Annotated in this window: 24 protein-coding genes and 1 pseudogene; 13 read left to right on the top strand and 12 right to left on the bottom strand. The window is 68.3% G+C overall.

The window, feature by feature from the left end; all coding sequences use genetic code 11:
- Positions 1 to 170 precede the first annotated feature (170 nt).
- From KBX00_RS17665 to KBX00_RS17645, 5 genes and pseudogenes are all read left to right on the top strand, one after another.
- Positions 171 to 1,076: an acetyltransferase gene (locus KBX00_RS17665; protein ID WP_210828319.1), complete on the top strand. Its 906-nt coding sequence runs from the start codon at positions 171 to 173 to the stop codon at positions 1,074 to 1,076.
- A 131-nt stretch (positions 1,077 to 1,207) separates the two neighbouring features.
- A complete protein-coding gene (locus KBX00_RS17660) occupies positions 1,208 to 1,912 on the top strand; it encodes an HAD family hydrolase (protein ID WP_210828406.1) in 705 nt (234 codons plus the stop codon).
- A 98-nt stretch (positions 1,913 to 2,010) separates the two neighbouring features.
- Positions 2,011 to 2,232: pseudogene (locus KBX00_RS29365) on the top strand (IS5/IS1182 family transposase); the annotation flags it as partial.
- 825 nt (positions 2,233 to 3,057) lie between these two features.
- A complete protein-coding gene (locus tag KBX00_RS17650) occupies positions 3,058 to 3,747 on the top strand; it encodes a hypothetical protein (RefSeq protein WP_210828317.1) in 690 nt (229 codons plus the stop codon).
- A 164-nt stretch (positions 3,748 to 3,911) separates the two neighbouring features.
- On the top strand, positions 3,912 to 4,760 hold the full coding sequence (locus tag KBX00_RS17645) for a nucleotidyltransferase domain-containing protein (protein ID WP_210828316.1): 849 nt from the start codon (positions 3,912 to 3,914) through the stop codon (positions 4,758 to 4,760).
- 67 nt (positions 4,761 to 4,827) lie between these two features.
- Here KBX00_RS17645 and KBX00_RS17640 read toward each other — a convergent pair whose 3' ends face one another.
- The 3 genes from KBX00_RS17640 to KBX00_RS17630 all read right to left on the bottom strand — a co-directional run bounded on the left by KBX00_RS17640 (position 4,828) and on the right by KBX00_RS17630 (position 6,461).
- A complete protein-coding gene (locus KBX00_RS17640; RefSeq protein WP_210828315.1) occupies positions 4,828 to 5,097 on the bottom strand; it encodes a hypothetical protein in 270 nt (89 codons plus the stop codon).
- A 46-nt stretch (positions 5,098 to 5,143) separates the two neighbouring features.
- Complete coding sequence (locus KBX00_RS17635; protein WP_210828405.1) at positions 5,144 to 5,575, bottom strand: hypothetical protein; 432 nt, start codon at positions 5,573 to 5,575, stop codon at positions 5,144 to 5,146.
- A 190-nt stretch (positions 5,576 to 5,765) separates the two neighbouring features.
- On the bottom strand, positions 5,766 to 6,461 hold the full coding sequence (locus tag KBX00_RS17630; RefSeq protein ID WP_210828313.1) for a VOC family protein: 696 nt from the start codon (positions 6,459 to 6,461) through the stop codon (positions 5,766 to 5,768).
- Between the two features lie 530 nt (positions 6,462 to 6,991).
- Here KBX00_RS17630 and KBX00_RS17625 point away from each other — a divergent pair.
- From KBX00_RS17625 to KBX00_RS17610, 4 genes are read left to right on the top strand one after another with little or no spacing between them, the layout of a single operon-like run.
- A complete protein-coding gene (locus KBX00_RS17625) occupies positions 6,992 to 8,281 on the top strand; it encodes an ABC transporter substrate-binding protein (protein WP_210828311.1) in 1,290 nt (429 codons plus the stop codon).
- Positions 8,278 to 9,276: a sugar ABC transporter permease gene (locus KBX00_RS17620; protein ID WP_307868802.1), complete on the top strand. Its 999-nt coding sequence runs from the start codon at positions 8,278 to 8,280 to the stop codon at positions 9,274 to 9,276. The genes KBX00_RS17625 and KBX00_RS17620 overlap by 4 nt, the downstream gene beginning before the upstream one ends.
- Position 9,277: 1 nt before the next feature.
- Positions 9,278 to 10,114 (top strand): carbohydrate ABC transporter permease, encoded by an 837-nt coding sequence (locus tag KBX00_RS17615; RefSeq protein WP_210828309.1) that lies wholly within the window; start codon positions 9,278 to 9,280, stop codon positions 10,112 to 10,114.
- An 11-nt stretch (positions 10,115 to 10,125) separates the two neighbouring features.
- A complete protein-coding gene (locus tag KBX00_RS17610; protein ID WP_210828307.1) occupies positions 10,126 to 11,334 on the top strand; it encodes an ABC transporter ATP-binding protein in 1,209 nt (402 codons plus the stop codon).
- 56 nt (positions 11,335 to 11,390) lie between these two features.
- Here the strand turns inward: KBX00_RS17610 and KBX00_RS17605 are convergent, their stop codons facing one another.
- From KBX00_RS17605 to KBX00_RS17580, 6 genes are all read right to left on the bottom strand, one after another.
- Positions 11,391 to 13,118, bottom strand: a complete 1,728-nt coding sequence (locus KBX00_RS17605) for an IlvD/Edd family dehydratase (RefSeq protein ID WP_210828306.1) — start codon at positions 13,116 to 13,118, stop codon at positions 11,391 to 11,393.
- A gap of 83 nt (positions 13,119 to 13,201) precedes the next feature.
- Positions 13,202 to 14,086: a carbohydrate ABC transporter permease gene (locus tag KBX00_RS17600; RefSeq protein WP_210828305.1), complete on the bottom strand. Its 885-nt coding sequence runs from the start codon at positions 14,084 to 14,086 to the stop codon at positions 13,202 to 13,204.
- Positions 14,086 to 15,027: a carbohydrate ABC transporter permease gene (locus KBX00_RS17595; RefSeq protein ID WP_210828304.1), complete on the bottom strand. Its 942-nt coding sequence runs from the start codon at positions 15,025 to 15,027 to the stop codon at positions 14,086 to 14,088. The genes KBX00_RS17600 and KBX00_RS17595 overlap by 1 nt, the downstream gene beginning before the upstream one ends.
- A gap of 76 nt (positions 15,028 to 15,103) precedes the next feature.
- Positions 15,104 to 16,444, bottom strand: coding sequence for an ABC transporter substrate-binding protein (locus KBX00_RS17590; protein WP_210828303.1), 1,341 nt, complete (start codon positions 16,442 to 16,444; stop codon positions 15,104 to 15,106).
- A gap of 48 nt (positions 16,445 to 16,492) precedes the next feature.
- The gene (locus tag KBX00_RS17585; RefSeq protein WP_210828302.1) at positions 16,493 to 18,016 is read right to left on the bottom strand and encodes an aldehyde dehydrogenase family protein; all 1,524 of its coding nucleotides are present in this window, start codon (positions 18,014 to 18,016) and stop codon (positions 16,493 to 16,495) included.
- Positions 18,013 to 19,197, bottom strand: a complete 1,185-nt coding sequence (locus KBX00_RS17580; protein ID WP_210828301.1) for a fumarylacetoacetate hydrolase family protein — start codon at positions 19,195 to 19,197, stop codon at positions 18,013 to 18,015. The genes KBX00_RS17585 and KBX00_RS17580 overlap by 4 nt, the downstream gene beginning before the upstream one ends.
- Before the next feature lie 164 nt (positions 19,198 to 19,361).
- On the opposite strand from KBX00_RS17580, the gene KBX00_RS17575 reads away from it, so the two are divergent.
- Entirely contained in the window at positions 19,362 to 20,120 is a 759-nt protein-coding gene (locus tag KBX00_RS17575; protein ID WP_210828299.1) for an IclR family transcriptional regulator, read from the top strand.
- Positions 20,121 to 20,140: 20 nt separating this feature from the next.
- On the opposite strand, the gene KBX00_RS17570 is transcribed toward KBX00_RS17575, so the two are convergent.
- The 3 genes from KBX00_RS17570 to KBX00_RS17560 all read right to left on the bottom strand — a co-directional run bounded on the left by KBX00_RS17570 (position 20,141) and on the right by KBX00_RS17560 (position 21,863).
- Entirely contained in the window at positions 20,141 to 21,199 is a 1,059-nt protein-coding gene (locus KBX00_RS17570) for a hypothetical protein (protein WP_210828297.1), read from the bottom strand.
- A 113-nt stretch (positions 21,200 to 21,312) separates the two neighbouring features.
- A complete protein-coding gene (locus KBX00_RS17565; RefSeq protein ID WP_210828295.1) occupies positions 21,313 to 21,567 on the bottom strand; it encodes a flavin reductase in 255 nt (84 codons plus the stop codon).
- The gene (locus KBX00_RS17560; RefSeq protein ID WP_210828288.1) at positions 21,564 to 21,863 is read right to left on the bottom strand and encodes a hypothetical protein; all 300 of its coding nucleotides are present in this window, start codon (positions 21,861 to 21,863) and stop codon (positions 21,564 to 21,566) included. Before KBX00_RS17560 ends, KBX00_RS17565 begins: the two co-directional genes overlap by 4 nt.
- 298 nt (positions 21,864 to 22,161) lie before the next feature.
- On the opposite strand from KBX00_RS17560, the gene KBX00_RS17555 reads away from it, so the two are divergent.
- The 3 genes from KBX00_RS17555 to KBX00_RS17545 are packed head-to-tail and all read left to right on the top strand — an operon-like array spanning position 22,162 to position 23,735.
- Positions 22,162 to 22,968 (top strand): helix-turn-helix transcriptional regulator, encoded by an 807-nt coding sequence (locus KBX00_RS17555; protein ID WP_210828286.1) that lies wholly within the window; start codon positions 22,162 to 22,164, stop codon positions 22,966 to 22,968.
- Entirely contained in the window at positions 22,955 to 23,146 is a 192-nt protein-coding gene (locus KBX00_RS17550; RefSeq protein WP_210828284.1) for a DUF397 domain-containing protein, read from the top strand. The genes KBX00_RS17555 and KBX00_RS17550 overlap by 14 nt, the downstream gene beginning before the upstream one ends.
- Positions 23,147 to 23,192: 46 nt before the next feature.
- The gene (locus KBX00_RS17545; protein ID WP_307868799.1) at positions 23,193 to 23,735 is read left to right on the top strand and encodes a GNAT family N-acetyltransferase; all 543 of its coding nucleotides are present in this window, start codon (positions 23,193 to 23,195) and stop codon (positions 23,733 to 23,735) included.
- The last annotated feature ends 19 nt before the right edge of the window (positions 23,736 to 23,754 follow it).

The raw sequence follows: 23,754 nt of genomic DNA, 5'->3' as shown, positions 1-23,754 counted from the left end.
AGCCGGGACGACCAAACCTTCTTGATCACCGGGCGGTGGGGGCGTAGGTTGGCTGGCACGCCGATCGAGTGGAGAGGAGGTCAGAACAATGTCCGATGTTCTGCGCCCCGTCCGCGGCCCGGCGTCCACGCGGATCTGACCCGGGGCGTCGCTGTCCCGGAGGATCTGCCATGACCGATCTGGTCATCCGCCCGCTCGTCGCGGGCGAGGAGAAACTGTTCGACTCGATGCCCGACCCGCTGCCGCAACTGCGACAGATCAGCTACGCCGACGGGATCGCCGGTGGCGGCTACCGGCCGGAGCGCACATTCGTCGCGTTACGCGGCGACCGGGTGGTGGGTCGCGCCGCGTGGCTGCTGCTACCCGGTTCCGTCGGTGAACCGTGGCTGGAACGCTTCGACCTGGACCTCGCACACGCCACCGAAACCGCAAGCGCCGTGGGTGCTGCGTTGCTGCGCGCCGCACATGACGCGCTCGGCGGCCCGAAGGTGTATCACGCGGCGCTGCCGGCGTACTGGCGTCGACAACCCGAGGTGCGGGCGGTCGCCGAGGCGACGATGGCCGCGGCCCGGCTCGCGGGACTGGTCGAGCGGGGGGAGCGGCTCAGGCTCAGTTGGGCGGGTGGGCCGTTGCCGGCTCCGTCCGGCCGGTTCTCCTTCCGCCCCGCCGAAGACGCTGCGGAGATCGAGGCGCTGGTGGCCCGGATCGTCGAGCCGGTCGTGCTGACCGGTGCCGAGACCGCTCGGGAGGTCGCCGGGGTTGACCTGGCCCGCGACCCGCTGGCCTGGTTGACCGGCACGCCGCTGGGAAACTGGCGCGTCGCGCTGCACGGCGACGAACCGGTGGCACTGGCGGGACCGACGGCCGACGCCTGTTTCCCGATGATCGCCTACCTCGGCCTGCTGGACGAGTCGGTGCTTGGTGAGCTGCTGGCCGACTCGGTCGCGGCGCTGGCCGGCGGCGGGGCGTACGAGGTGGTCGCCGACGTGGACGCGCACCGGGTAGCGGTGGTGGCGGAGCTGGAGCGGACCGGCTTCCGGCGGATCCGCTCCCGGGTGGTCTTCACCCCGGTCTGAGCCGATGATCGTCTGCATTCCGGTGACCCGAAACGCCGGCACGACGGTCACTGGAATGCAGACGATCAAGGACGGGTCCCCGGTTATCCGGTGGCCCGCCGGGCGCCGGTTCGCCTAGAGTCCGCGTGGTGATGCGTGGGGTGGCCATTGAGTCGGGGCGGGTGCTGGTCTTCGACGCCGACGACACCCTCTGGGAGAACAACGTCGTGTTCGAGCGGGTGATCGACGACTTCCTGGAGTGGTTGGACCATCCCACCCTCGACCGGACGCAGCTGCGGGCCGTGCTCGACGACATCGAGCGGGCCAACGCCGTCACCCATGGGTACGGCAGCAGGGTCTTCCTGCGCAGCCTGCGGGAGTGCCTGGAGCGGCTGCGTCAGCGGCCGGCCACCGAGGCGGAGCGCCGGGAGATCGACGAGCTGGCGGTGGCGTTGGTGACCCACCAGGTCGAGCTGATGCCGGGGGTGGCCGACGCCCTCGACGAGCTGGCCGGCCGGCACGAGCTGCTGCTGCTGACCAAGGGCGAGCACGAGGAGCAGCAGCGCAAGCTGGACGCCTGCGGGCTGTTGCACCACTTCTCCGCCGCGTACATCGTGGCGGAGAAGAATGTCGAGACCTACCGGTGGCTGGCCAGGCGGCACGCCCTGGACCCGGGCCGTGCCTGGATGATCGGCAACTCGCCACGCTCGGACATCCTGCCCGCCCGGGCCGCCGGCTGGAACGCGGTGTTCATCCCGAACGCGAACACCTGGGTGCTGGAGCACGACGAGCTGGATCCGGCGGATGCCGGTGTGCTGCACCTGGACGCCTTCCCGGACCTGCTGCGCCATTTCTGAGCGGCGTTTGGCCGCCCGCCGCAAAGCGTCCGCGCAATCCTCACTTCGAGGCGAGACAGGACTCGCGTAAGAGCGACCGGCAATAGGTCCAAGGTCCGGACAGCGGGTACCCGGGGGCGGTAAGCAGTCAGCGGAAACGTGAGCTGCTCGATGAGATCGGCTTCGACGCGCAGAACGCCCGTAAGGGCGTGCCCGCGCCGGTCCAGGTCGGCAAGCGGTGGGTGGTCGAGCGCACGAACTCGTGGCTGAACGGCTTGGGCAAAATCCGCCGCTGCACCGATCGCATCGTCAAGATCATCGACTCTTACCTGTACCTTGCACACCCACCCCGCCGCATCCCAGCAGGTCAGACTGCTATTGGCGGCTGCCGTACAGGTCATCGTCAATTCGCTGAGTTCGAACCGACGGGATGCTGCCGGCTCCGGCAGGCAGGCGTCCACGTTAACGGGTTTCAATGGCGACGCTCTTGCCCGACGGCCTGTACGTTCGGGCCTACCCGCTCGAAGGCTTGTACGGCACGGAACGTTTGCTAGATTGTATCGCGTTGATCAGTTGGGAGTAGACACGTACCTCTCACTACCACCCGATGCTGCACTCTGCTCCAACGGCAACCAGCCTTGGTGTCTGATTAGCAGCATTGCGGTGAGCTGACTGCGAGGCCCTCTGCTGGCTGGCGTCGAAGTGGGCACCGCTGGTACGAGCAACGTGATGGCAACCTTCGGCCGATGGTGCCGAGAGGATGCGTTCTGCTCTCCGCCGCCCCTTCCGCTGGATCTTTCGAGGGAGTTCCGGTGTTCCGTCGTCGTCTCCGGCGCGTACCCACGCAGCCTTCCCGTTCCCGTCTTTCTGATCTTTATGACCGATACTCGGATCTTCTATGGGTGGATCGCATTCGGGGTCGATGGGAGATAGCCAGGCTAACTGACGCCCCAGGGGACGCCTCCCTGGAGATGAGGGCGTCAACGACTGGAAGCATACCTACGGAACTTCAATTTGTCGCCACAACCAGCAATGGAATGATCGTCTGGCGTAAGGGTGCCGTCCAGGCCTGGCGACCTGGTCGCTTCTTCGGAGTTACCATAAGGAATGGGAGGGTTTTTGCCTTTCGGGAGACTGGCCGACACGGGTGTATCGTATCCTTCAATTTGGGGGCGAACCTCGAAGGAGATCCTGTCTATCACATCTGGGGATTGAATCGCTGGGTTCACCAGATCGATTTTATTGATGACGATCTGGCTGTTGTTGACACGCTTCGAAATAGGATACTAGTCTATCCTGACATCGATTCCCTGAGCTCCAGGCACTGCTCAGTCAACCGCCGGATTATTGCTCCAGCTGCGACCGGCCGGAAAGGTAGGTTGTCGCCACACTACCGGCACTTCAATTCTATCTACCGACACGGCGGCAAGATCTACGTTGTCGCGCACAACCATAGTATCGTTACCGGCAAGGAAAGTGAGATATGGGTGTTCGACAGCGCTTGGCGGCTGCTCGGCATCCTAAAGACCGGAGGGAACTGCTGCCACAATGTGGTGAGCCATGAAGAGGGGTTGATAACGAACCACTCGCTCGAGCAGACCGTCCTCCTGGATGGTCGGGAGGTCGCTCGGGTCAAGGGATTCAATCGAGGGATTGCGTACGACGGAGAATACATCCTGATCGGTGGATCGGTCTTCGCGAAAGAGTATGCACAGCGCGACAACGATGACGGCTACATCGAAGTGTTCGACCGCCGCTTCGAACCCGTCGGCCGAATAGTCCTGCCGCGCTGCTCAATGCGGGACGTTCGTTTTCTCAATAACGATCGCGGCTTGAGTAACCACCCAGGCAGATGACGGTACTGGTCGTTCATGGCGGCAGTCCTCAGAAAGTCAGGTAGCTGGCAGTTCCGCCCACTAGAGGCTGACGAACAGCTCAACTCGACGATCGCCATGAACCGCCAGGCATCGATGGCCCTGTCAGGGCTGATGCCGGTAGCCCAGCTGCTACGGTCGCTTACGTGATTGAGGAGTTGACGCGGGAGTACCTTAAAGCGGTCGATCGGGCACTGCCCGGTTACGTGCGAGCCCTCTACGTCGTCGGCTCCGTCGCGCTCGCCGAATGGCGGCGTGGTATCAGTGACGTAGACACGGTGATCATGACGTCGCGGCCCGCGAGCGGCCAAGACGTCGTCCAACTCACGAAGATCCACTCCAGTCTGCCTCGGTCACCTCACTTCGACGGGGTCTACCTTGAGCCCGCGTTGGCAAAGTCCTGGCCGACAGACAGGCGGGTCGTGCCCTTCGTGGTCAACGGTGAGTTCAAGACCGACAAGCCTTGCGGTGAGCTCACGCCAGTGCTGTGGCTGACCTTACGGCGGTACGGCATAGCGGTTCGCGGCGTAGCCGTCGCACAGTTGGGGATCCGGGTCGATCCGGTCAAGCTGCGCCGCTACTGCCTCGATAACCTGCGGGAGTACTGGCAGGCGACGGTCGCGTGGCTCCTGCCAGAGCTGGCCGATGTCGCTCCCGACGCGGCCGTCGAGGCTGAGACAGTGAGCTGGTTCGTATTCGGGCCGGCGCGGTTGCACTACACGCTGGCCCACGGTGACATCATTTCAAAGACCGCAGCCGCCGAATACCTCTCGCAGGTGTTCCCCCAATACACCTATCTGGCGAAGAAAGCTATCCGCTGGCGCGCGGGGGAGGCAGAACGGTTCACCGCCAACGATATTATCGTTGCGTGTGACAGCGTGAACGTGGTGGCCAACGATGCCTGGCGTCGCTTCGGCGAAGATGCATTTGAGTGTTCTAGCGGCGGAAGTCGCCGCCATCAAACCTTTTCGACGATCTCAAAGGCTGAGGAGTGAGAGCCCTTCACTGGCGGCCCGGCCGACGACTACGGGATCTCGGGCGAGGCCGGTCGCGGCATGAACCTCAGGTGGCGGCGCCGCGGACGATGGCGACCGCCACCCGGCACAACTCGTCCATGTCGGGTTCGAAGCCGGCCGCGATGTCGGGGTGCAGGCCGGCGCGGGTCTCGTCGAGCAGCCGCTGGCAGACCTGCTCCACCGGCTCACCGGCGTAGCTGTCGCGCACCCGGTCGGTGGCCACCTGCAGGGCAGAGGTCAGCTGCTCCTCCAGCGGCCCGCGCAGCTTCTCCTGCACCGGGTCGTGTGGATCCAGCGTGACGTGTGGCTCCGACATGGCGCTCCCTTCGTCGGCGGCTGCGGTACCCCACCGCTGCCGTCGGTCAAACCCCGTCCGGTATGGCGGCGACACGCACCTGGTACGAGAACTCCTCGGCTGGCTGCTCCAGGTACGACAGCCGGCGGATCTGCTTGTCGTCGTCGTAGAGTGCGACGTCGACAAGCACGCCGAGGTGGGCGAGCCCGATGCTGGAAACCCGCTTCTTGTCCTGGAGCACCGCACACACCCCGCCCAGCAGCGTGCTGGCGTCGGAGGTGCGGTGCCCGGGCGGGCAGCGCAGGGTCAGGTCGATCTCGATCGGGCCGGACAGTGGGGTCCAGCCGGTCTCCTGCGCGGCCGCACAGGCGGCCTGCAACAGGGCGCGTACCCTCGTCGCCTGCCGATGCCCGGCGGCGAAGATGGACAGCGCTTCGGTCTTGACCGGTGGCAGGCCGCTCACCTCGAACGTCAGGGTGAGAGCGCGGGTGTCCTGCACCACGGCGGCACCTCCTCGTTGGGGACGATCCTGCCCAACCGGTAACCGGTGAGGGGCTGTTCCCGCGAGAACCAACCGATCGGGCGGGTCGGGGTCGGCCGGTGGCGTATCGACGGCGACGGCGTACGCGCTGGCGGCGGAGCTTGTTAAACGCTAGTCCACCTGACGGTCGCCCGGTAGCACCGGCCGGTCAGTCCCGTGGTGGGAAGGCGCAGAATTCGTTGCCCTCCGGGTCGGCCAGCACCCACCAGGACACCGCGTCGTCCGGCTCCCGCAGCAGGGTGGCCCCGGCCCTGATCAGTGCGGACGGCTCGGGGGCGGTCAGGTCGACGTCCCAGTGCATCCGGTTCTTGACGCTTTTGCGCTCGGGAACCGGGTCGAAGACCCAGTAGTCCCAGGGAAAGCCGGCCGCACCGGTGACCGAGGCGTGCCCCTCCTCGCTGACCTCGACCTCGCCACCGACGACGCCGGCCCACCAGGTGGCCTGTGCGACCGGGTCGGCGGAGTCCACCACCAGCTCGAAGGGCCCCGGGCGGGATTCGGCACCGGGGGCGAACGCGCAGAACAGGTTGCCGTCCGGGTCGGCCAGCACCCACCAGCTCACCTCCGAGTCCGGCTCGCGGACCAGGCGGGCGCCGGCTGCCAGCAGCGCCGCCGCGCCCGCCTCGGCCAACCGCAGGTCCAGGTGTACGCGAGTCTTGACGGTACGCGGTTCTGGGACCGGGTCGACCCAGATCGACTCGGTGCTCGAACCGGTGCGCGGGTCGACCCGGACGCCGCCGTCTCCGGTGTCGGCCATCTCCCTGTCGAGCACCCTGGCCCAGAACCTGCCGAGGGCGTGCGCGTCGGTGGCGTCGAGGCAGAGGGCCTTGAAGCGTGCGATCATCCCGATCATGCCGGCCGGCACCGACATCCGCCTCCGAGGGGCCCGCGGCCCCCAGTCGTGATCAGCATGTCACCGTCTGCCCCACCGGGGGGGTCATCCTTTCCTTGGCAGACTGTCGAGCTGAGCCGTCTGTGCTGTCGCCGACGGGTCCCGGGTGTACGCAGGTGACCGCGATCCGTTCGCGCTCTCAGCTCGACAGGACCGCGTACCCGTAGGCGTGGGGCCGGGCTGTGGCGGCCGCGGCCCGGCCCCACACCGATGGCGCCGGGCTGTGACGGCCGCGGCCGGCCGGGTCGCCAGTGGGCCGGACCGCATAGCCAGGTGCGCGGGTGCGGGCGTGTGACGTGGGCAACAAATCTTGGTGTTTAGCGCGCCCTGCCCCGGGCAGGTTTCGCGGCTCCACCGGTCGGGCAGTGTTTCAGCCACGAAACGCAGGCGTGCGAAGCCGCAGGTCACACGCCCTGGTCGTCTCGCCGTGCGCCGGGGCACGGAGACCTCCCCGGCTGTTGGCCGAGAACGAGGGGAGGGTCATGAGCGAGCGGAGTGATCCGGCCGGCGGTCGACGCCGGCCCCGCGTACGGATGGCGGCGACGGCCGCGGCACTGACGTTGTTGGCACCGATGGCGGCGTGTGCCGCCGGTGACGACGGCGGCGTGCCCACGATCAACCTGTACTACCCGCCGGAGCAGAACCTCCAGCAGGTGGTCGACCGGTGCAACACCGAGGCCGCCGGGCGGTACCGCATCGTCAACCGGGTGTTGCCGCGGGAGGCCGACGAGCAGCGGGTGCAGATGGTGCGGCGGCTCGCTGCCGAGGACGACGGCATGGACGTGCTCGGCCTCGACGTGACCTGGACCCAGGAGTTCGCCAGCGCCGACTGGATTCTGGAATGGACCGGGCAGGACCGGGCCGAGGCGGAGCAGGGCACCCTCGAAGGTCCGCTGGAGACCGCCCGCTACCAGGACAAGCTCTATGCCGCGCCGAAGCACACGAACGTCCAGTTGCTGTGGTACCGCAAGGATCTGGTGCCCGAGCCACCGACCACCTGGGACGAGATGATCTCGATGGCGCAGCGGCTGCGGGACCAGGGCCAGCCGCACCAGGTGCTCACCATGGGTGCCCAGTACGAGGGACTCGTGGTCCTCTACAACACGCTGGTGGCCAGCGCGGGCGGCAACATCCTCAACGACGACGGCACCGAGGCCGTGGTCGACGACGGTGCGGTGCGGGCACTTGAGGTGCTGCACGACTTCGCCACCTCCGGGGTGACCTCGCCGTCGTTCAGCAACGCCACCGAGGATCCGGTGCGACTGGAGTTCCAGAGCGGCAACGGCGCGTTCCAGGTGAACTGGCCGTACGTCTACCCGGCGATGCAGGAGGCGAACCCGGAACTGGCGGAGCAGGTCGCCTGGGCCCGGGTGCCGGGGGTCGAGGAGGGCACGCCGGGTCGGGTCACGATCGGCGGCATCAACCTGGCTGTCAGCCGGTACTCGGAGCACCCGCAGGAATCCTTCGAGGCGGCCAGGTGCCTGCGCAACGCGGAGAACCAGAAGTTCTCCGCGATCAACGACGGGGTGCCGCCGACCATCGAGCGCGTCTACGACGACCCGGAGATGGACGAGGCGTACCCGATGAAGGAGACCATCCTCGAACAGCTGCGGGACTCGGCGGTGCGACCGCTGACCCCCGCGTACCAGAGCATCTCCACCGTGACCTCGGCGATCCTGTCGCCGCCGTCGGCGATCGACCCGCAGGCCACCGCCGACGAGCTGCGCGAGGCGGTCGCCGCCGCCCTGGAGTCGAGGGGAGTCCTGCCGTGAGTGTCAACTCCACCCCGGCCGGCGCGGACGTGGCCGCCGACGGCACCGACACCCGCAACGGGGGGCACGCTGCGGTGCCCGCGCAACGAAACAACCGGCGCGGTAAGCCGCCGCTGAGTGAGAACAAGCGGGCCGAGCGGCGGCTGGGCTGGCTGCTGTGCGCCCCGGCGGCATTCGTCATGCTGGCGGTGACCGCCTATCCGATCCTGTACTCGGTCTGGCTGTCGTTGCAGCGGTACGACCTGCGGTTCCCCGCCGAGCGGGAGTTCATCGGGTTGCAGAACTACGCCACCGTGCTCAGCAACGAGTTCTGGTGGACGGCATTCGGGGTGACCATGCTGATCACGGTGGTCACCGTGGCCGTGGAGCTGGTGCTCGGCATGGGCCTCGCGCTGATCATGCACCGTACGCTTGTCGGGCGGGGGATCGTGCGGACCTCGGCGCTGATCCCGTACGGCATCGTCACGGTCGTGGCCGCCTTCTCCTGGCGGTACGCGTGGACGCCGGGCACCGGGTATCTGGCCAACCTGTTCGCCGACTCCGCGCCGCTGACCGAGCGGGCCAGCTCGCTGGCGATCATCATGCTGGCGGAGATCTGGAAGACCACGCCGTTCATGGCGCTGCTGCTGATGGCGGGCCTGGCGCTGGTGCCGGAGGATCTGCTCAAGGCCGCCTCCACCGACGGCGCGACTGCCTGGCAGCGGTTCACCAAGGTGATGCTGCCGGTGATGAAGCCGGCGATCCTGGTGGCGCTGCTGTTCCGCACCCTGGACGCGTTCCGGGTCTTCGACAACATCTACGTGCTCACCTCGGGAGCCAACGAGACGTCGTCGGTGTCGATGATCGCCTACAACAACCTGATCCGGGGTCTGAACCTCGGCATCGGCTCGACCATGTCGGTGCTGATCTTCATCACCGTGGCGATCATCGCGTTCGTCTTCGTGAAGCTGTTCGGTACCGCTGCCCCGGGCAGCGACGACGGAGAGAGGCGCTGACATGGCTGACACCACCGCCACCCGGGCCAAGGTGCGCTGGGGCCTGCTGGACGTCGCCGTGGTCGTGTTCGCGCTGACCCCGGTGCTGTGGATCATGTCGCTGTCGTTCAAGACGCCGGCGACGCTCACCGACGGGAAGTTCATCCCCCGGGAGTGGACGCTGGAGAACTATCGGACGATCTTCGCGACCGACCAGTTCGTCCGAGCGTTGATCAACTCCATCGGCATCGCGTTGATCGCCACCACGATCGCCGTGGTGCTCGGCGCGATGGCCGCGTACGCGATCTCCCGGTTGGACTTCCCCGGCAAGCGGCTGCTGATCGGCGTCTCCCTGCTGATCGCGATGTTCCCGCAGGTGTCGCTGGTCTCGCCGCTGTTCGAGATCGAGCGGCAGTTGGGCCTGTTCGACACCTGGCCGGGCCTGATCCTGCCGTACATCACCTTCGCGCTGCCGTTGGCGATCTACACGCTGTCGGCGTTCTTCAAGCAGATCCCGTGGGACCTGGAGAAGGCCGCCAAGATGGACGGTGCCACCCAGGGGCAGGCGTTCCGGCGGGTGATCGCCCCGCTGGCCGCGCCGGGACTGTTCACCACGGCCATCCTGGTCTTCATCTTCTGCTGGAACGACTTCCTGTTCGCCATCTCGCTGACCTCCACCGAGCGTTCGCGCACGGTGCCGGTGGCGTTGTCGTTCTTCACCGGTGCCTCGCAGTTCGAGGACCCGACCGGCGCGATCTGCGCCGCCGCCGTGGTGATCACGGTGCCGATCATCCTGTTCGTCCTCTTCTTCCAGCGCCGCATCGTCTCCGGCCTGACCTCCGGCGCCGTCAAGGGATAGGTGAGAAACTCGTGGCTGACATCGTGCTGGACAAGGTGAGCAAGAAGTTCCCGGACGGCACCACGGCGGTGCGGGACGTCGACCTGGAGATCGCCGACGGCGAGTTCGTCATCCTGGTCGGCCCCTCCGGCTGCGGCAAGTCCACCACCCTCAACATGATCGCCGGGCTGGAGGACATCAGCTCCGGTGAGCTGCGCATCGGCGGGCAGCGGGTGAACGACAAGGCTCCCCGCGACCGGGACATCGCCATGGTGTTCCAGTCGTACGCGCTCTACCCGAACATGACCGTCCGGGAGAACATGGCGTTCCCGCTGCGGCTGGCGAAGCTGGACAAGGAGACGATCAACCAGAAGGTCGACCAGGCGGCGAAGGTCCTGGAGCTGACCCCGCTGCTGGACCGCAAGCCGGCGAACCTCTCCGGCGGGCAGCGGCAGCGGGTGGCGATGGGCCGGGCGATCGTCCGGCAGCCCAAGGCGTTCCTGATGGACGAGCCGTTGTCCAACCTGGACGCCAAGCTGCGGGTGCAGATGCGGACCGTGGTGTCCCGGCTGCAGAAGCAGCTCGGCACCACCACCGTGTACGTCACCCACGACCAGACCGAGGCGATGACCCTCGGCGACCGCGTGGTGATCATGCGGGGTGGTGCGGTGCAGCAGGTCGGCCCGCCGCAGGAGCTGTACGACCACCCGAACAACCTCTTCGTGGCCGGATTCATCGGCTCGCCGTCGATGAACTTCCTGACCGCCAAGGTCGAGGAGGGCACGCTGCGTACCGCCCTGGGCGACGTGCCGATCGGCGACCGGATCCGCCGCGAGTTGGAGGGCGCCGACGCTCCTCGGGAGCTGATCCTCGGTATCCGTCCGGAACACTTCGAGGACGCCGAGCTGGTCGACGATGACACCCGCCGCCGGGGCATGGAGTTCACCGCCCCGGTGGACATCGTCGAGTCGATGGGGTCGGACAAGTACGTCTACCTGAGCGTCGAGGGGGAGCGGGCCACCTCCGCCGAGCTTGAGGAGTTGGCCGCCGACGCGGGCGCGGCCGACTTCAGTGGTGCCGGGTCGAACCTGGTCACCCGGCTGTCGGCGGAGTCGACCGTCACCGAGGGGGAGGACCGGCGGGTCTGGTTCAACCTGGAGAAGATCCACCTGTTCGATCCGTCCGACGGCCGCAACCTCACCCTGCACGAGGGCCGCGCCGCCGGCACCTTCGCCGACTGACAGCCCCTGCCGGGTGCATCTGCCAGTGGCGGATGCACCCGGCAGGAGGTGCGGGGTCAGTGTGAGTGGCGAGGCACCGCGCTGCCGCTGCCGCCGACCAGGAAGTCCAGGTCGGCGCCCTGGTCGGCCTGCTGGACGTGCTCGCTGTACAGCCGGACCCAGCCGCGCTCGGCCACTGGCGGCGGTAGCTGCCAGGCGGCGCGGCGTTCGGCGAGTTCCGCCTCGTCGACCAGCAGGTCCAGGCGGCGCGTCGGGACGTCGAGGCGGACCAGGTCGCCGGTGCGGACCAGCGCGAGCGGGCCGCCCACCGACGCCTCCGGCGCCGCGTGCAGGACGCAGGTGCCGTACCCGGTGCCACTCATCCGGGCGTCGGAGATCCGTACCATGTCCGTCACGCCGTCGGCGAGCAACCGTCGTGGCATCGGCACGTTGCCCACCTCCGGGAAGCCCGGATAGCCGCGGGGTCCGGCGTTGCGCACCACGATGACCGTGTCGGGTGTGACGTCGAGGTCCGGGTCGTCGGCGGCGACGGCGTACTCCTCGATCCGGTCGAAGACCAGCGCCGGCCCGGTGTGCGATAGCAGGTGCGCCGAGGCGGCCGAGACCTTCAGCACCGCCCCGGACGGCGCGAGCGACCCGCGCAGCACGACGGTGCCCGATCCGGCGGGCTGGAAGGGTTCGGCGAGGGTGCCGATTACCTGCCGGTTCCAGCACCGGGCGCCGTCGATGTTGTCGGCCACGCTCTTTCCGCTGACCGTGACCTGGTCCAGGTGCAGGAAGGGGGCGATCTCCGCCATCACCGCCGGCACCCCACCGGCGTACGCGAAGTCCTCCATCAGGTACGTGCCGGAGGGCATCAGGTTGACCAGCATGGGCACGTCGGCGGTGAGGGTGTCGAAGTCCTGCAGCGACAGGGGCACACCGACGCGGCCGGCTATCGCGAGCAGGTGGACGACGGCGTTCGTGGAGCCACCGATCGCGGCGTTGACCCGGATGGCGTTCTCGAACGCCTGGCGGGTGAGCACGGTGGACAGCCGCTGGTCCTGCTCGACCATGTCGACGATGCGCCGGCCGGCGGCGTGCGCGAGCGCGTACCGTCGCGAGTCGACCGCCGGAACCGCGGCGGCACCCGGCAGTTGGACGCCCAACGCCTCGGTCACGCAGGCCATCGTGGAGGCGGTACCCATGGTCATGCAGTGACCCCGGCTGCGGGACATGCAGACCTCCGCCTCGGCGCAGTCGGCCGCGGTCACCAGGCCGGCGCGCAGATCCTCGGTGAAGCGCCATACGGCGGTGCCGGATCCGATGTCCTGGCCGCGGAACTTGCCGTTGAGCATCGGCCCGCCGGTGATCAGCAGGGTCGGCAGGTCGACGCTTGCCGCACCCATCAACAGGCCGGGGGTGGTCTTGTCGCAACCGGAGAGCAGCACCACGCCGTCGAGCGGGTTGGCCCGGATCAGTTCCTCCGCCTCCATCGCCAGCAGGTTGCGGTAGAGCATGGTGGTGGGCCGCATGAGGGGTTCGCCGAGGCTCATCGCGGGAAACTCCAGCGGCAGGCCGCCGCTCTCCCAGATGCCGCGCTTGACCGATTCGGCAAGCTCGCGCAGGTGGGCGTTGCACGGGGTCAGTTCCGACCAGGTGGTGGCGATGCCGATCACCGGGCGGCCGTCGAAGACGTCGTCGGCGAACCCCTGGTTGCGCATCCAGGATCGATGAATGAACCCGTTGCGGCCGTCGGCACCGAACCACTGGCCGCTGCGCAACGGTCGATTCGTCATCGACATCGGCACACCTTCCTGTCAACGGTCTGGCCGCGCGGTGCGCGGCGGTCGAGGGGGTGAACGGTTGATCGGTTGGTGGTGGCGAGCTACCTGAGGCCGCCGACGGACAGTCCGCCGCGCCAGTGTCGTTGCAGGCTGAAGAACGCGATGATCAGTGGAATGACCGACACCAGGGAGCCCAGGATGATCAGGCTCCACAGGGAGGTGCCGCCCGCGTTGTTCCCGGAGGCGACGCCCTGCCAGAGGCCGAGGCCGACGGTGACCGGGAAGAGTCGGTTGTCGGAGAGCATCGCCAGCGGCAGGAAGTAGTTGTTCCACGACGCGACGGCGGACAGCAGCAGCACGGTGACCACGGCGGGACGCATCAGCGGGAGGGCGATCTGGAGGAACGTCCGTATCTCGCCCGCGCCGTCGGCCCGCGCCGCGTCCAGGATCTCGTCGGGCACCGCGTCGCGCGCGTACACGTGCATCAGGTAGACGCCGAACGGGTTGAGCAGCGAAGGGAGAATCACTGCCCAGACCGTGTTCGTCAGGCCGAGTTGGGCGAACATGATGAAGGTCGGGATGACCAGGGCGGTGGCGGGCACCATCAGCGCGCCGAGCACGACCGCGAAGCTGAAGCGCCGGGCGGCGAAGCGGTACTTGGCGAACCCGTAGCCGGCCATGACTGCCAGGACGGTCGCGCCGATTCCACCGGCGAGCGCGTACAGCGTGGAGTTCAGCAGCCACCGCAGGTAGATGCCACCGTCGTAGGTGAACAACTGCCTGAGGTTGCCGAGGTAGTCGACCTGGTCGGCGAACCAGAGGGTGTTGCCGCCGCCGAACAGCCCCGGTGCGTCCTTGGAGCTGTTGACGACGACCCACCAGAACGGCACGAGGAAGTAGATCACCAGGAAGCCGAGCAGGATCTGCAGCGGAAGGTGGCGCTGCGCGCGGCGGTGGCCGGCGCTGGCGCTGGCGCTCTCGGACATCAGAGGAAGCTCCTCCGCTTGCGGGTGAAGAACAGGAAGGCATAAACGCAGATGAAGACGACTCCGCCGAGGGCGAACGAGATCGCCGACCCGTAGTTGAAGTTGGCCAGCCCGAACGCCTGCTGGTACGCGTACATGTTGGGCGTGAAGTCCGACCCGATCGTGCCGGCCGCGAGGTATCGCAGGATCTGCGGTTCGTTGAAGAACTGCAGGGTGCCGATCAGCGAGAAGACCAGGATCAGGATCAGCGCGGGCGCGATCAGCGGAATCTTGATCCGCCGGGCGACCTGCCACCGTCCGGCACCGTCCATGCGGGCGGCCTCGTAGAGCGTCGGGTCGATGCCCTGCAGGGCCGCGTACAGGATGATCATGTAGTAGCCGGCCCACTGCCAGGTGACGATGTTCAACAGGCCGTAGAAGATCAGGTTGTTGCTGAGGAAGTCGGGTGCGGTGGCGCCGAAGAACCCGAAGACGTCGGTGAGCGGGCCGAAGCTCTTGCTGTACAGAAACCCCCACATCACGGCCCCGATGACCGTGGGGATCGCGTACGGCAGGAAGATCATCAGCCGGGAGAAGCGGGTGAACAGCGAGGTCACCGCGTCCAGGATGAGCGCCATGGCCAGCGCGACGCCGATCTGGACCGGAATGGCGACGAGCGCGAAGCGGATGACGAACCACGCCCCGGACAGGAAGCTCGGGTCGGTGAACGCCTTCACGTAGTTGTCGAACAGGACGAAGCTGGTGCCACCGATCAGCTTCTTCTGGAACAGGCTGAGGTAGAGGGCGTACCCCAGCGGGGCGATGAGAAACGCCAGGAAGACCACCCCGAACGGCCCGACGAAGAGCCACCCCGTCAGGTGCTCCCGGCGCTGGATCGTGCCTCGGGTCTTGCGCTTGTCATGGTGGGTGCGCGGTGCGCGTTTCTCGGTGATCGATGTCATCTCGGGCTCCGGGACGTGGGCCGCTGGGGGTCGAGGGTGGGCCGGCCGGGGGAGGACGGCCGGCCCACCCGGTCGGTCACTGAACGGTGAATCCTTGTTCGGTGGCGTGTTTCGTCACGTCGTCCTGGAGCCGGTCGGCAGCCTGTGCACCGGTGATGGAGCCGGCGCTCATCTCGCTTATCTGCTTGGTCATGGCGTCGAAGTAGTACTGGCCGAAGGGGCTGTAGACGACACCCTGGTAGGCGTTGGCGGCCGGGACGTACACCTCCTTGTTGGCCTGCTGGCCGTCGAAGAACTCCACCTCGAGATCGATGAACTCGGGATCGTTGAGTGCGGTCAGGTTGAGCGGGAAGATGATCTGGTTGGTCCAGCCGTCGGTGAGTGACTCCTGGTCGGCGTAGAGGCCGTAGGCGGCCTTGGCCGCGAGTTCCGGCTGTTTCGACTGGCTGCTTACCGAGAAGGCCGACCCGCCCCAGTTCACCTGGACCGGGTTGTTCGCATCCCACTGCGGCAGGGGCGCCACCGCGAACGTGCCGGTGTCCTCTCCCTGCCCGACGCCCGCGCCGGTCAGGTAACCGGGCGCCCAGGCGGCCGAGATGTAGGTCGCGTAGTTGCCGTTGATCACCCCGGAGATGTACTCCGGGGTGAACTGGTCCTGCGTCCCGACCAGGCCCTTGCGGACCAGGCCGCCCCAGTAGTCCAGCACGTCCTTGGACGCCTGGTCGTTCAGCCGTACCCCGATCGACTCCGGCTGGGCGGGGTCGTAGGTGAACGGGGCCGCGCCCTTCTGGATCTGTAGCGCCATCATCAGCGCTGGGACGTTCGCGCCGAGGTCGCCGAAGAGCGGTCCGCCGGCGTCCTTCACCTTCTGTGCGGCCTGCTCGTACTCGGCCCAGGTCGTGGGCGGGGTGATGTCGTACTTGTCGAAGATGTCCTTGCGGTAGATCATCGCCAGCGGGCCGCCGTCGACCGGGACGCCGTAGACCGCGTCGCCGACCGAGACGTCCTTCCAGGCTCCGTCGCCGTAGTTGGCCCGGACCGCGTCGAGGCCGTACCCGCTGATGTCGACGAGCGCGTTCTGGATCTGGAAGGTCGGGATCCGGTCCATCTCGACCATCACCACGTCGGGCGCGCCGGTGCCCGCCGAGATGGCCGTCTGGAACTTGTCGTAATGGTCGCCGCCCTGTCCGACGTTGGTCCAGCAGACCTGGACCTCGTCGTTGGCCTTGTTGAAGTTGTCCACGACCAGTTGCATGTTGGGGTACCAGGCCCACATCGTGACAACCGGCAGATCCTGCTTGGTGATGGTGTTGGTGCAGTTGCTCGCGTCGCTGCCGCCGTCGTCCGAGGAGCAGGCGACCAGGCCGGTCGCCGCGGCGAGCATCGCCACGGTGGCTAGTGTTCGTGTCGTCTTCATTGACGTGGTTCCCTTCGGGCTCGGTGCGCAAGGTTCCAGGCGTCGGGATCAGGGCTGGCGATCGATTCCTGGCACCCACCTCCCGTCGATCCGGCGGGGGATGGCGGTGTACTCGTCACGCAGCTCGTCGGGAAGGATCCAGTCCGGGGCGTTCTGCCAGGCCAGCGGGCGCAGGAAGCGTCGGATCGAGGTGGCGCCCACCGAGGTGTGCACGGCGTTCGTCGACGGCCAGGGACCGCCGTGGTGCTGCGCCCACGACACCCGCACACCGGTGGGATAACCGTCGAAGACGATCCGACCCGAGCGGGCGGTGAGGACGTCGACCAGCCCGCGTACGGCCTCGATGTCGTCGCCGGGCCCGCTGTGGACGGAGCCGGTGAGTGACGGCGGCACGGCCGCCAGCGCGGCGTCGAGGTCGGCGACGTCGCGGTAGCGGACCACGACCATCAGCGGGCCGAAGCACTCGTCGGCGATCTCCGCGGTCAGGCCCGGCAGGTCGACCTCCAGCAGCGTCGGCGCCACCGTGAAGCCCGCGCCGGCGTCGATCCGGGGCCGCGCGGCGAGGCGGGCGCCGGCCTTCTCCAGCGCGGCGGCCCCGCTCTCGTACGCGTCCCGGATGCGCTCATTGAGCAGGACCATCCCGCCAGCGTCGGCGACCTGCGCCCGGAGCGTGTCGACCAGGCGGTCACCGCCCGGGCCGGTCGGGAGGAAGGCCAGCCCCGGTTTGGTGCAGAGCTGGCCGCCCGAGGCGGTGAACGAGGCGAACAGCCCCTCGGCGATCTGGTCCGACCGGCTCGCGGCGGCGTCGGGCAGCACGACGATCGGGTTCACGCTGCCCAACTCGGCGTACAGCGGAATGGGGTCGGCGCGTTCGTCGATGGCCGCCTGGATGGCGCGGGCGGCGCCGACGGAGCCGGTCAGGGCCGCCGCCCGGATCGGCGACTGGCGGACGAGCGAGCGGCCGGCCTGTTCTCCGTACACCGCCGCGATCACGCCTTCTGGCCCACCCTGGTCGCGCACGGCCGAGGCGATCGCGTCGGCGGAGGCGCGCGACGTCAGCGGATGGGACGGGTGGGCCTTCACGACCGTGGGACACCCGGCGGCCAGCGCCGAGGCGGTGTCGCCTCCGGCGACGGAGAAGGCGAACGGGAAGTTGCTGGCGCCGAAGACGGCCACCGGCCCGAGGGGTACGAGCATCCGTCGCACGTCCGGGCCGGGCCCGAGGGGCGTGTCGGCGGCGTGGTCGATGGCCGCCTCCAGGTACCCACCGTCGCGCAGCACCGCCGCGAACATCCGGAACTGGACCGCCGCCCGGGTCAGCTCCGAGTCGAGTCGCGCCCGGCCCAGCCCGGTCTCCGCCTCCGCCGTCGCGACCAGATCCGCCCGACGGGACTCCAGGGCGGCCGCGACCGCCTCCAGCAGCTCGGCCCTGCCGGTCCTGCCCCTGTCGAACAGCCACTGTGCCGCCCGGGACGCCTGGCCGGCGATCGCCGCCACGCCGGACTCGTCCGTCTCGACGAGATCCGTCGGGTGCTGCCGGCCGTCCCGTGGATCGGTGGTGGTGACTATCACAGCAGTCCTCTCCTCGCCAGATTGCTCATCAGATCGCGGACGCCGAACCGCCACGGCTCGCACTGCTCCGCGTGCCACACCCGGTTGACCAGGGTGCCGAGCGCCGGGCAGCTGATCCGCACCACGTCGTCGACCTTGTGGGTGAAGCCCTCACCGGGGCGTTCGCGGTCCTGGGTGGGGGCGAACATGGTGCCGAGCATCAGCACGGCGCCGTCGGGATACTGGTGATGCGGGCCGATCAACTGCCGGACCAGATCCGCCGGGTCGCGTGACATCCGGGCCATCTCCGAGGTCGCCGTCAGGTGGAAGCCGTCCGCCCCGTGGACCTGGAGACCCACCTCGAGTTCGCGTACCCGGTCGAGTGGAAACCGCTCGTCGAACAGCCGGATCAACGGACCGAGGGCGCAGGAGGCGTTGTTGTCCTTGGCCTGGGGGAGCAGCAGCGCGGACCGTCCCTCGACGTCGCGCAGGTTCACGTCGTTGCCCAGGGTGGCGCCGACGATCCGGCCGCCGGACTGGGCGATCAGCGCGACCTCGGGTTCCGGGTTGTTCCAGGTCGAGGCGGCGAGTACGCCGACCGGGACGGCGGTGCCGACGGCGGAGAGGGGCTGCCCCTTGGTGAAGATCTCCGCGTCCGGCCCGATCCCCACCTCCAGGTACTGACTCCAGATGCCCTCGGCGATCAGCGCGGTCTTGAGCCGCTGCGCCTCGACCGACCCGGGGACCAGGCTGTGCAGGTCGGCGCCGATGTCGGCGAACATCCGGCCGCGGATGTCCGCCGCGAGGGTCAGGTCTCCCCGGGCCTGCTCCTCGATGACGCGCTCGATCATCGAGACCGGAAACGTCACGCCGGCGGCCTTGAGCGCTTGCAGGTCGACCGGGGCGAGCAGCCAGGGCCGGCCCCGGTCCCGGTTCGTGGCGCCGGTGTTGGCCAGCACTTCGTCGAAGCCGCCGACCCGTGGCCCGTCCGACCCGGCGACGGCCTTGGCGGGTTCGGGCAGCTCGCAGATGTCCCGGACGGTCGGAAACCGGCGGCTGAGGTCGATGACGTCGCCGTCGCGGACGGTCACCGGTGAGGGGCCGTCGACGGACGGATCCCAGATCCGGCCGATGAGGACGCTGTCCTCGGCATCGTCCGGCAACGCCTCGCCGGCAGTGCCGAACCAGGGCTCCTTGCTCATCGTCACTCTCCTGGGCGCAGGTCCGGTGTCGCCGAGCTGGAATCTGCAACGATCGTAGCGCTATATGCAACGGTGTCAACGGCTGCTTGCAAATGGAGCGCACATCGTTGCGTATGATGCAACGGGCGGTCGTCGGGGTCGCCCCCGTGGAGGGAGACGCCACCTTGTCGCAATCGATTCGCCGTGCGGTCGACCTGATCCGTCGCGCTGCGGAGCATCCGCTGTCCCTCACCGAGGCGGCGGAGGTCCTGGGTGTCCACAAGTCCACCGCCCTGCGGATTCTCCAGACGCTCGAATCGGCGCGCTTCGTCCGCCGGACCGGCGCCGGGACCTACGTGCTCGGCAGCGGCATCATCGAACTGTCGGAACTCGCACTCGGCTCGATGGACCTGCGCCAGTTCGCCGCCGCGCCCCTGCGTACGCTTCAGCGCAAGACCGGCCACACCGTGCACCTGGCGCAGCTGACCGGTGACGAGATCATCTACATCGACAAGGTCGACAGCCCGGCCTTCGACGCGGTCAAGCTGCCGTCCCGGATCGGGCGCGCGGTCTCGATCTACGCGAGCGCCGTCGGCAAGACCATCCTGGCGTACCTGCCGACGGAGGAACGCGACCGTCTCCTGTCCCACGTCGTCTTCGAACGGTTCACCCCCACGACGTACGCCGATCGCGAGTCGCTCGACGCCGAACTCCTCCGCATCCGCGAACATGGCTGGGCCGTCGACAACGGCGAACACGACACGTACGTCATGTGCGTGGCCGCGCCGATCAGGGACTCGCGCGGGCGGGTCATCGCCGCCGCCTCGATGACCGCCATCGAGGTCATCGCCAACCTCGACCAGCTCAAGGAGAGCCTTCCCCTGCTGCTCGACACCGCGAAGCAGATCTCCGGCGAACTCGGCCACACCGCAGACCTGGGCTGACCAGAGTCCCGCCGCGCCCGTCAGGCCGGCGGGAACGGATTGAGGCGGATGAAGACGGTCTCGGACTGGCCGTACTTCTCAAGGAAACGCTGCCGCACGGACGCCAGGTCCGGGTCACCTTCGGTGATCACGTCCACCCCGTGCACCGTCCCCGGGCACTGTCGGAACTCGACCCTGACCGAGCCGTTCTGAGCGCGGGCAAGCTGGGCAATGACCCGGGCGTCGGCCAGGTAGTGCCGGTCGCCGATGTCGAGAAACCGGCAGGCGTACTGCCGTCGGCCCTCGTCGTCGGTGAGGGTGACACTTGTCAGCCAGTACTCGGTGAGCGCCATGCCGCCGTCCCACAGCTCGTCGGCGCGTTCCGTGACGAAGCTCCCGAGCGGCGAGACCGTCGAAACCTCCAGTTGCGAATGATCACCGGAGAGTTTGCCCAGCGGCAGGAAGGACGCCAGCAACCTGTCGTCCCACTGGTACATCTGCACCGAAGCGGAGGCGGTGTAGAGCCGGATCTCGAAGCGTGCGCGGAAGTTCTCGTCGAGGCTCTGCCGGAAGGCTTCGAGCGTCTGCAGATTGCGGCGCGACTCCTGGCTCACATCGCGGCGCCCGGCCAACTCGGTTGTCCGCAGCACCGCGGCCACTGAGTCAGGGTGCATCAGCAGAACCTCGACCCGGCCGCCACGGCGTATCAGGCCCGCTGCCGCGGAAAAGAATCGCTGACTGTACGGCGGGGAGAACAGCCGCGAGAACGTGTGCAGGATGCGCACCGACGCGGTCGCGGTCATCACCCGGTCGGTGTACCAGGAAAAGTCAAGGTGGCGGTGTTCGCGGACGCGGCCCTGCTGGGATCGCCGGACGATCGGTGTGAGCGCGAAGATCACCACCAGTGCCCCCAGGAACTCGGCGCCCAGTTCCATCGCCAGGGTGCGGCCGTACTCGGCGGCACCGCGCGCCAGCAGGAGCATGATCCCGGACAGCCCGGCAAAGACCAGCAGAACCGGAAGCGTCCGCGTCCGCACCCCGTGAGCCAGGCGCACCCAGGCCGACCGCACCAGCCGCCTTATCGATGATCGCCGTGCCATGCCCCGAAGCGTACGAGGCCAGGTCACCATCGGGCGATCACCGACGCCGCCGGTCGACGGGCGAAGCCCGCCCCGGGTCCGCGTCGGGGGAATACGCGGAGCGGGGCGGGCGGCTATCTGGACCGGGCCGGCACCCAGTCGGTGAAGCGGCGGTGCAAGTCGGTCGGCGGCTCGCCGCCGCCCAGCCCGGCGAGCTGCTCGGCGGCCTCCTCGCGCAAGGTCACCAGATAGACCATCAGGCCAGGCATGTTGTCGCGGTACTCCGCGAGCAGACGAAGCTTCGCCGGGGAACAGGGCCAGGCGATCCCGCAGGACCGGCAGCGCCAGGTGGGACGGGATGCGACGTGCTCGTCCAGCCCGGTGCTCACCCGCCCGCCCGCGCGGGGCGGGAGCGCGGCGGGGGCCGACGCGCGGCGTAGGGGACCGGTGTCACGTGCACCGGGCGCATCCCCTGCGGCATCACGAACAACTGCCGCTTCTCCGTCGCGTCGCCGTGCCGATCTAGCTGGTAGCAGTCGACCCAGGTCCAGGCGTACGGCGGGTGCCGGTCGGGCAGCTCGCGGATCACCCGCACCAGGATCGGGCTGGCGAACTGCGGGGAGGCCGCCCGGTCCAGCAGGTACACGCCGGGGGAGACCCGAGGCGTGCCGTCCTCCCGCGTCACCAGACATGGCGACGATCGGGCCGGGCGGGTACGGCGCTCGTGGGCTTCGGAACAGGCACGGCGGGGCCTCCTCAGTCGACACGGAGTTGGGGAGGGCCGCCCGAGAGTGCTCGCCCGTCGGGCGGCCCCGTGCTGGTCCCGCCGACGGGCCGTGCCACGCCTGCGGTTCCGCTGGTGACACTCTGCTGTGGAGGCCGCTACTCTCGGAAGGTACTTCCGGCGTCCGGGCTGAGCTGGCGAAACGGCCGGCAGATCGGTGGCGACGTGGGTAATCGATCTCTAGTGTGGGGAGCCCTGGATGCCTGACATGCCGAACCCCGTGGCGGCCTTCATCGTGGGCGAGATCCGCCGGGCGCGGGGCGCGGCCGGCATGACGCAGGAAGCGTTCGGGCGCGGTGCCGGCTTCAGCGCGTCCCACGTCAGCGCTGTTGAAGGCGGTACGCGGGCGCTGACGTTGGACTTCGCCCGAGGCGCCGACCGCGCGCTGAGCAACGGTGGCCTGTTCGAGCGGCTGGCGATGAAGCTCGGCGCACCGTCCTGGTTCCTGCCATGGCTCGACGCCGAGCGCGGTGCGACGCAGCTCCGCTACTTCGAGCCCAACCTGATCCCCGGCCTCTTGCAGGTGGAGCACTATGCCCGTGCGGTATTGCGGACCTTGGACAGCCTGACCGATGACGAGGTCGAGCAGCGCGTCAAGGCACGTGTGGACAGGCAGACGATCCTTACCGGAGAACGTCCGCCGCAATTGGTCGCGGTGCTGGACGAGACCGCGCTTCGCCATACAGGCGACGGCCTCGGCGGGATCATGGCCCAGCAAGTAGCCCACTTGATCGCTCTGACCGAGCTTCCGCACGTGCACGTTCACGTCATCCCTCTTGGCAGCGGCCTGCACGTCGGACTGTCCGGGCCGTTCGCGCTGGCGCGGTCCCGCGAGGGTGTCTGGGTCGGCCACCTCGAAAATCAGCTCGGTGGGGATGTCATCGACAAGGATGATGAGGTGGCCTCGCTTCAAGCGAGGTGGGAGAGTGTCCGGAACGAGGCGCTGCCTCGTCGGCAGTCCGTCGACCTGTTGAAGGAGGTTGAGAGTCATCATGGACCTCAGTAACGCTCGGTGGCGCACGAGCACCCGCAGTGGCGCCAGCGGCGGCAACTGTGTCGAGGTTGCCGGCAACCTTCCCGGCGTCGTCGGTGTCCGCGACTCGAAGGATCCGGCTGGCCCGGCGCTTACCTTCGCTCCGGCCGCGTGGCGCGCGTTCGTCGCTCAGGTCACCGATCGGGCCTGACCCAGACGGGTCGTTCGTCGTGGCGCCACCGAGGCAGAATGGCCGCGTGACGCGGGTGCGGTTGTTCCGGCAGGACGACGCCTCGGCGGTGGCAGAGCTGATCGAGCGATGTCTGCGTGAGGTCAACAGCCGTGACTATCCAGCCGAGCTGATCGAGCGGATGTGCGCCCACTTCACCGCCGAGCGGTTGGCGCAACTGGCAATGGAACGTCAGGTATTCGTCGCCGAGTGGGACGAGGTCGTCGGCACGGTGTCCCGCGACGGCAACAAGGTTTTCACGATGTTCGTGCATCCGGGGGCGATCGGTCGCGGCGTCGGCCGGCGGTTGATCGGGCACGTCGAGGAGCTCGCGGCGGCGGACGGGTTCGACCACATGGAAACCGGCGCCAGCATCACCGGGCACGGCTTCTACCACCGACTGGGCTACGTCGACGTCCGCACCAGCGATACCGAGTTCGGTCTCAACTACATCCTCCGTAAGCCGCTACCTCGCCAGGGTGGCCCCGCCGAGAGCGAGCGAGGCCGGCGGCCGTTGCCACCGTCAGCGGACAGTGGAGACGGATTCGCGCCGGTAGTCCAGCCACCATGACTCGTCCCGGTGGGAGGTA

The organism is Micromonospora sp. C95, from assembly GCF_018070465.1.
In the GTDB taxonomy this organism is placed as follows: domain Bacteria; phylum Actinomycetota; class Actinomycetes; order Mycobacteriales; family Micromonosporaceae; genus Micromonospora.
This window is presented reverse-complemented; position numbering and strand designations above follow the sequence as displayed.

Excerpts from the sequence above, each read along its gene's own strand:
- KBX00_RS17600 (WP_210828305.1), bottom strand. The coding sequence starts at position 14,086 with ATGTCCGAGAGCGCCAGCGCCAGCGCCGGCCACCGCCGCGCGCAGCGC.
- KBX00_RS17580 (WP_210828301.1), bottom strand. The coding sequence starts at position 19,197 with ATGAGCAAGGAGCCCTGGTTCGGCACTGCCGGCGAGGCGTTGCCGGAC.
- KBX00_RS17595 (WP_210828304.1), bottom strand. The coding sequence starts at position 15,027 with ATGACATCGATCACCGAGAAACGCGCACCGCGCACCCACCATGACAAG.
- KBX00_RS17665 (WP_210828319.1), top strand. The coding sequence starts at position 171 with ATGACCGATCTGGTCATCCGCCCGCTCGTCGCGGGCGAGGAGAAACTG.
- KBX00_RS17605 (WP_210828306.1), bottom strand. The coding sequence starts at position 13,118 with ATGTCGATGACGAATCGACCGTTGCGCAGCGGCCAGTGGTTCGGTGCC.
- KBX00_RS17615 (WP_210828309.1), top strand. The coding sequence starts at position 9,278 with ATGGCTGACACCACCGCCACCCGGGCCAAGGTGCGCTGGGGCCTGCTG.
- KBX00_RS17550 (WP_210828284.1), top strand. The coding sequence starts at position 22,955 with ATGGACCTCAGTAACGCTCGGTGGCGCACGAGCACCCGCAGTGGCGCC.
- KBX00_RS17640 (WP_210828315.1), bottom strand. The coding sequence starts at position 5,097 with ATGTCGGAGCCACACGTCACGCTGGATCCACACGACCCGGTGCAGGAG.
- KBX00_RS17630 (WP_210828313.1), bottom strand. The coding sequence starts at position 6,461 with ATGATCGCACGCTTCAAGGCCCTCTGCCTCGACGCCACCGACGCGCAC.
- KBX00_RS17590 (WP_210828303.1), bottom strand. The coding sequence starts at position 16,444 with ATGAAGACGACACGAACACTAGCCACCGTGGCGATGCTCGCCGCGGCG.
- KBX00_RS17555 (WP_210828286.1), top strand. The coding sequence starts at position 22,162 with ATGCCTGACATGCCGAACCCCGTGGCGGCCTTCATCGTGGGCGAGATC.
- KBX00_RS17625 (WP_210828311.1), top strand. The coding sequence starts at position 6,992 with ATGAGCGAGCGGAGTGATCCGGCCGGCGGTCGACGCCGGCCCCGCGTA.
- KBX00_RS17570 (WP_210828297.1), bottom strand. The coding sequence starts at position 21,199 with ATGGCACGGCGATCATCGATAAGGCGGCTGGTGCGGTCGGCCTGGGTG.
- KBX00_RS17660 (WP_210828406.1), top strand. The coding sequence starts at position 1,208 with ATGCGTGGGGTGGCCATTGAGTCGGGGCGGGTGCTGGTCTTCGACGCC.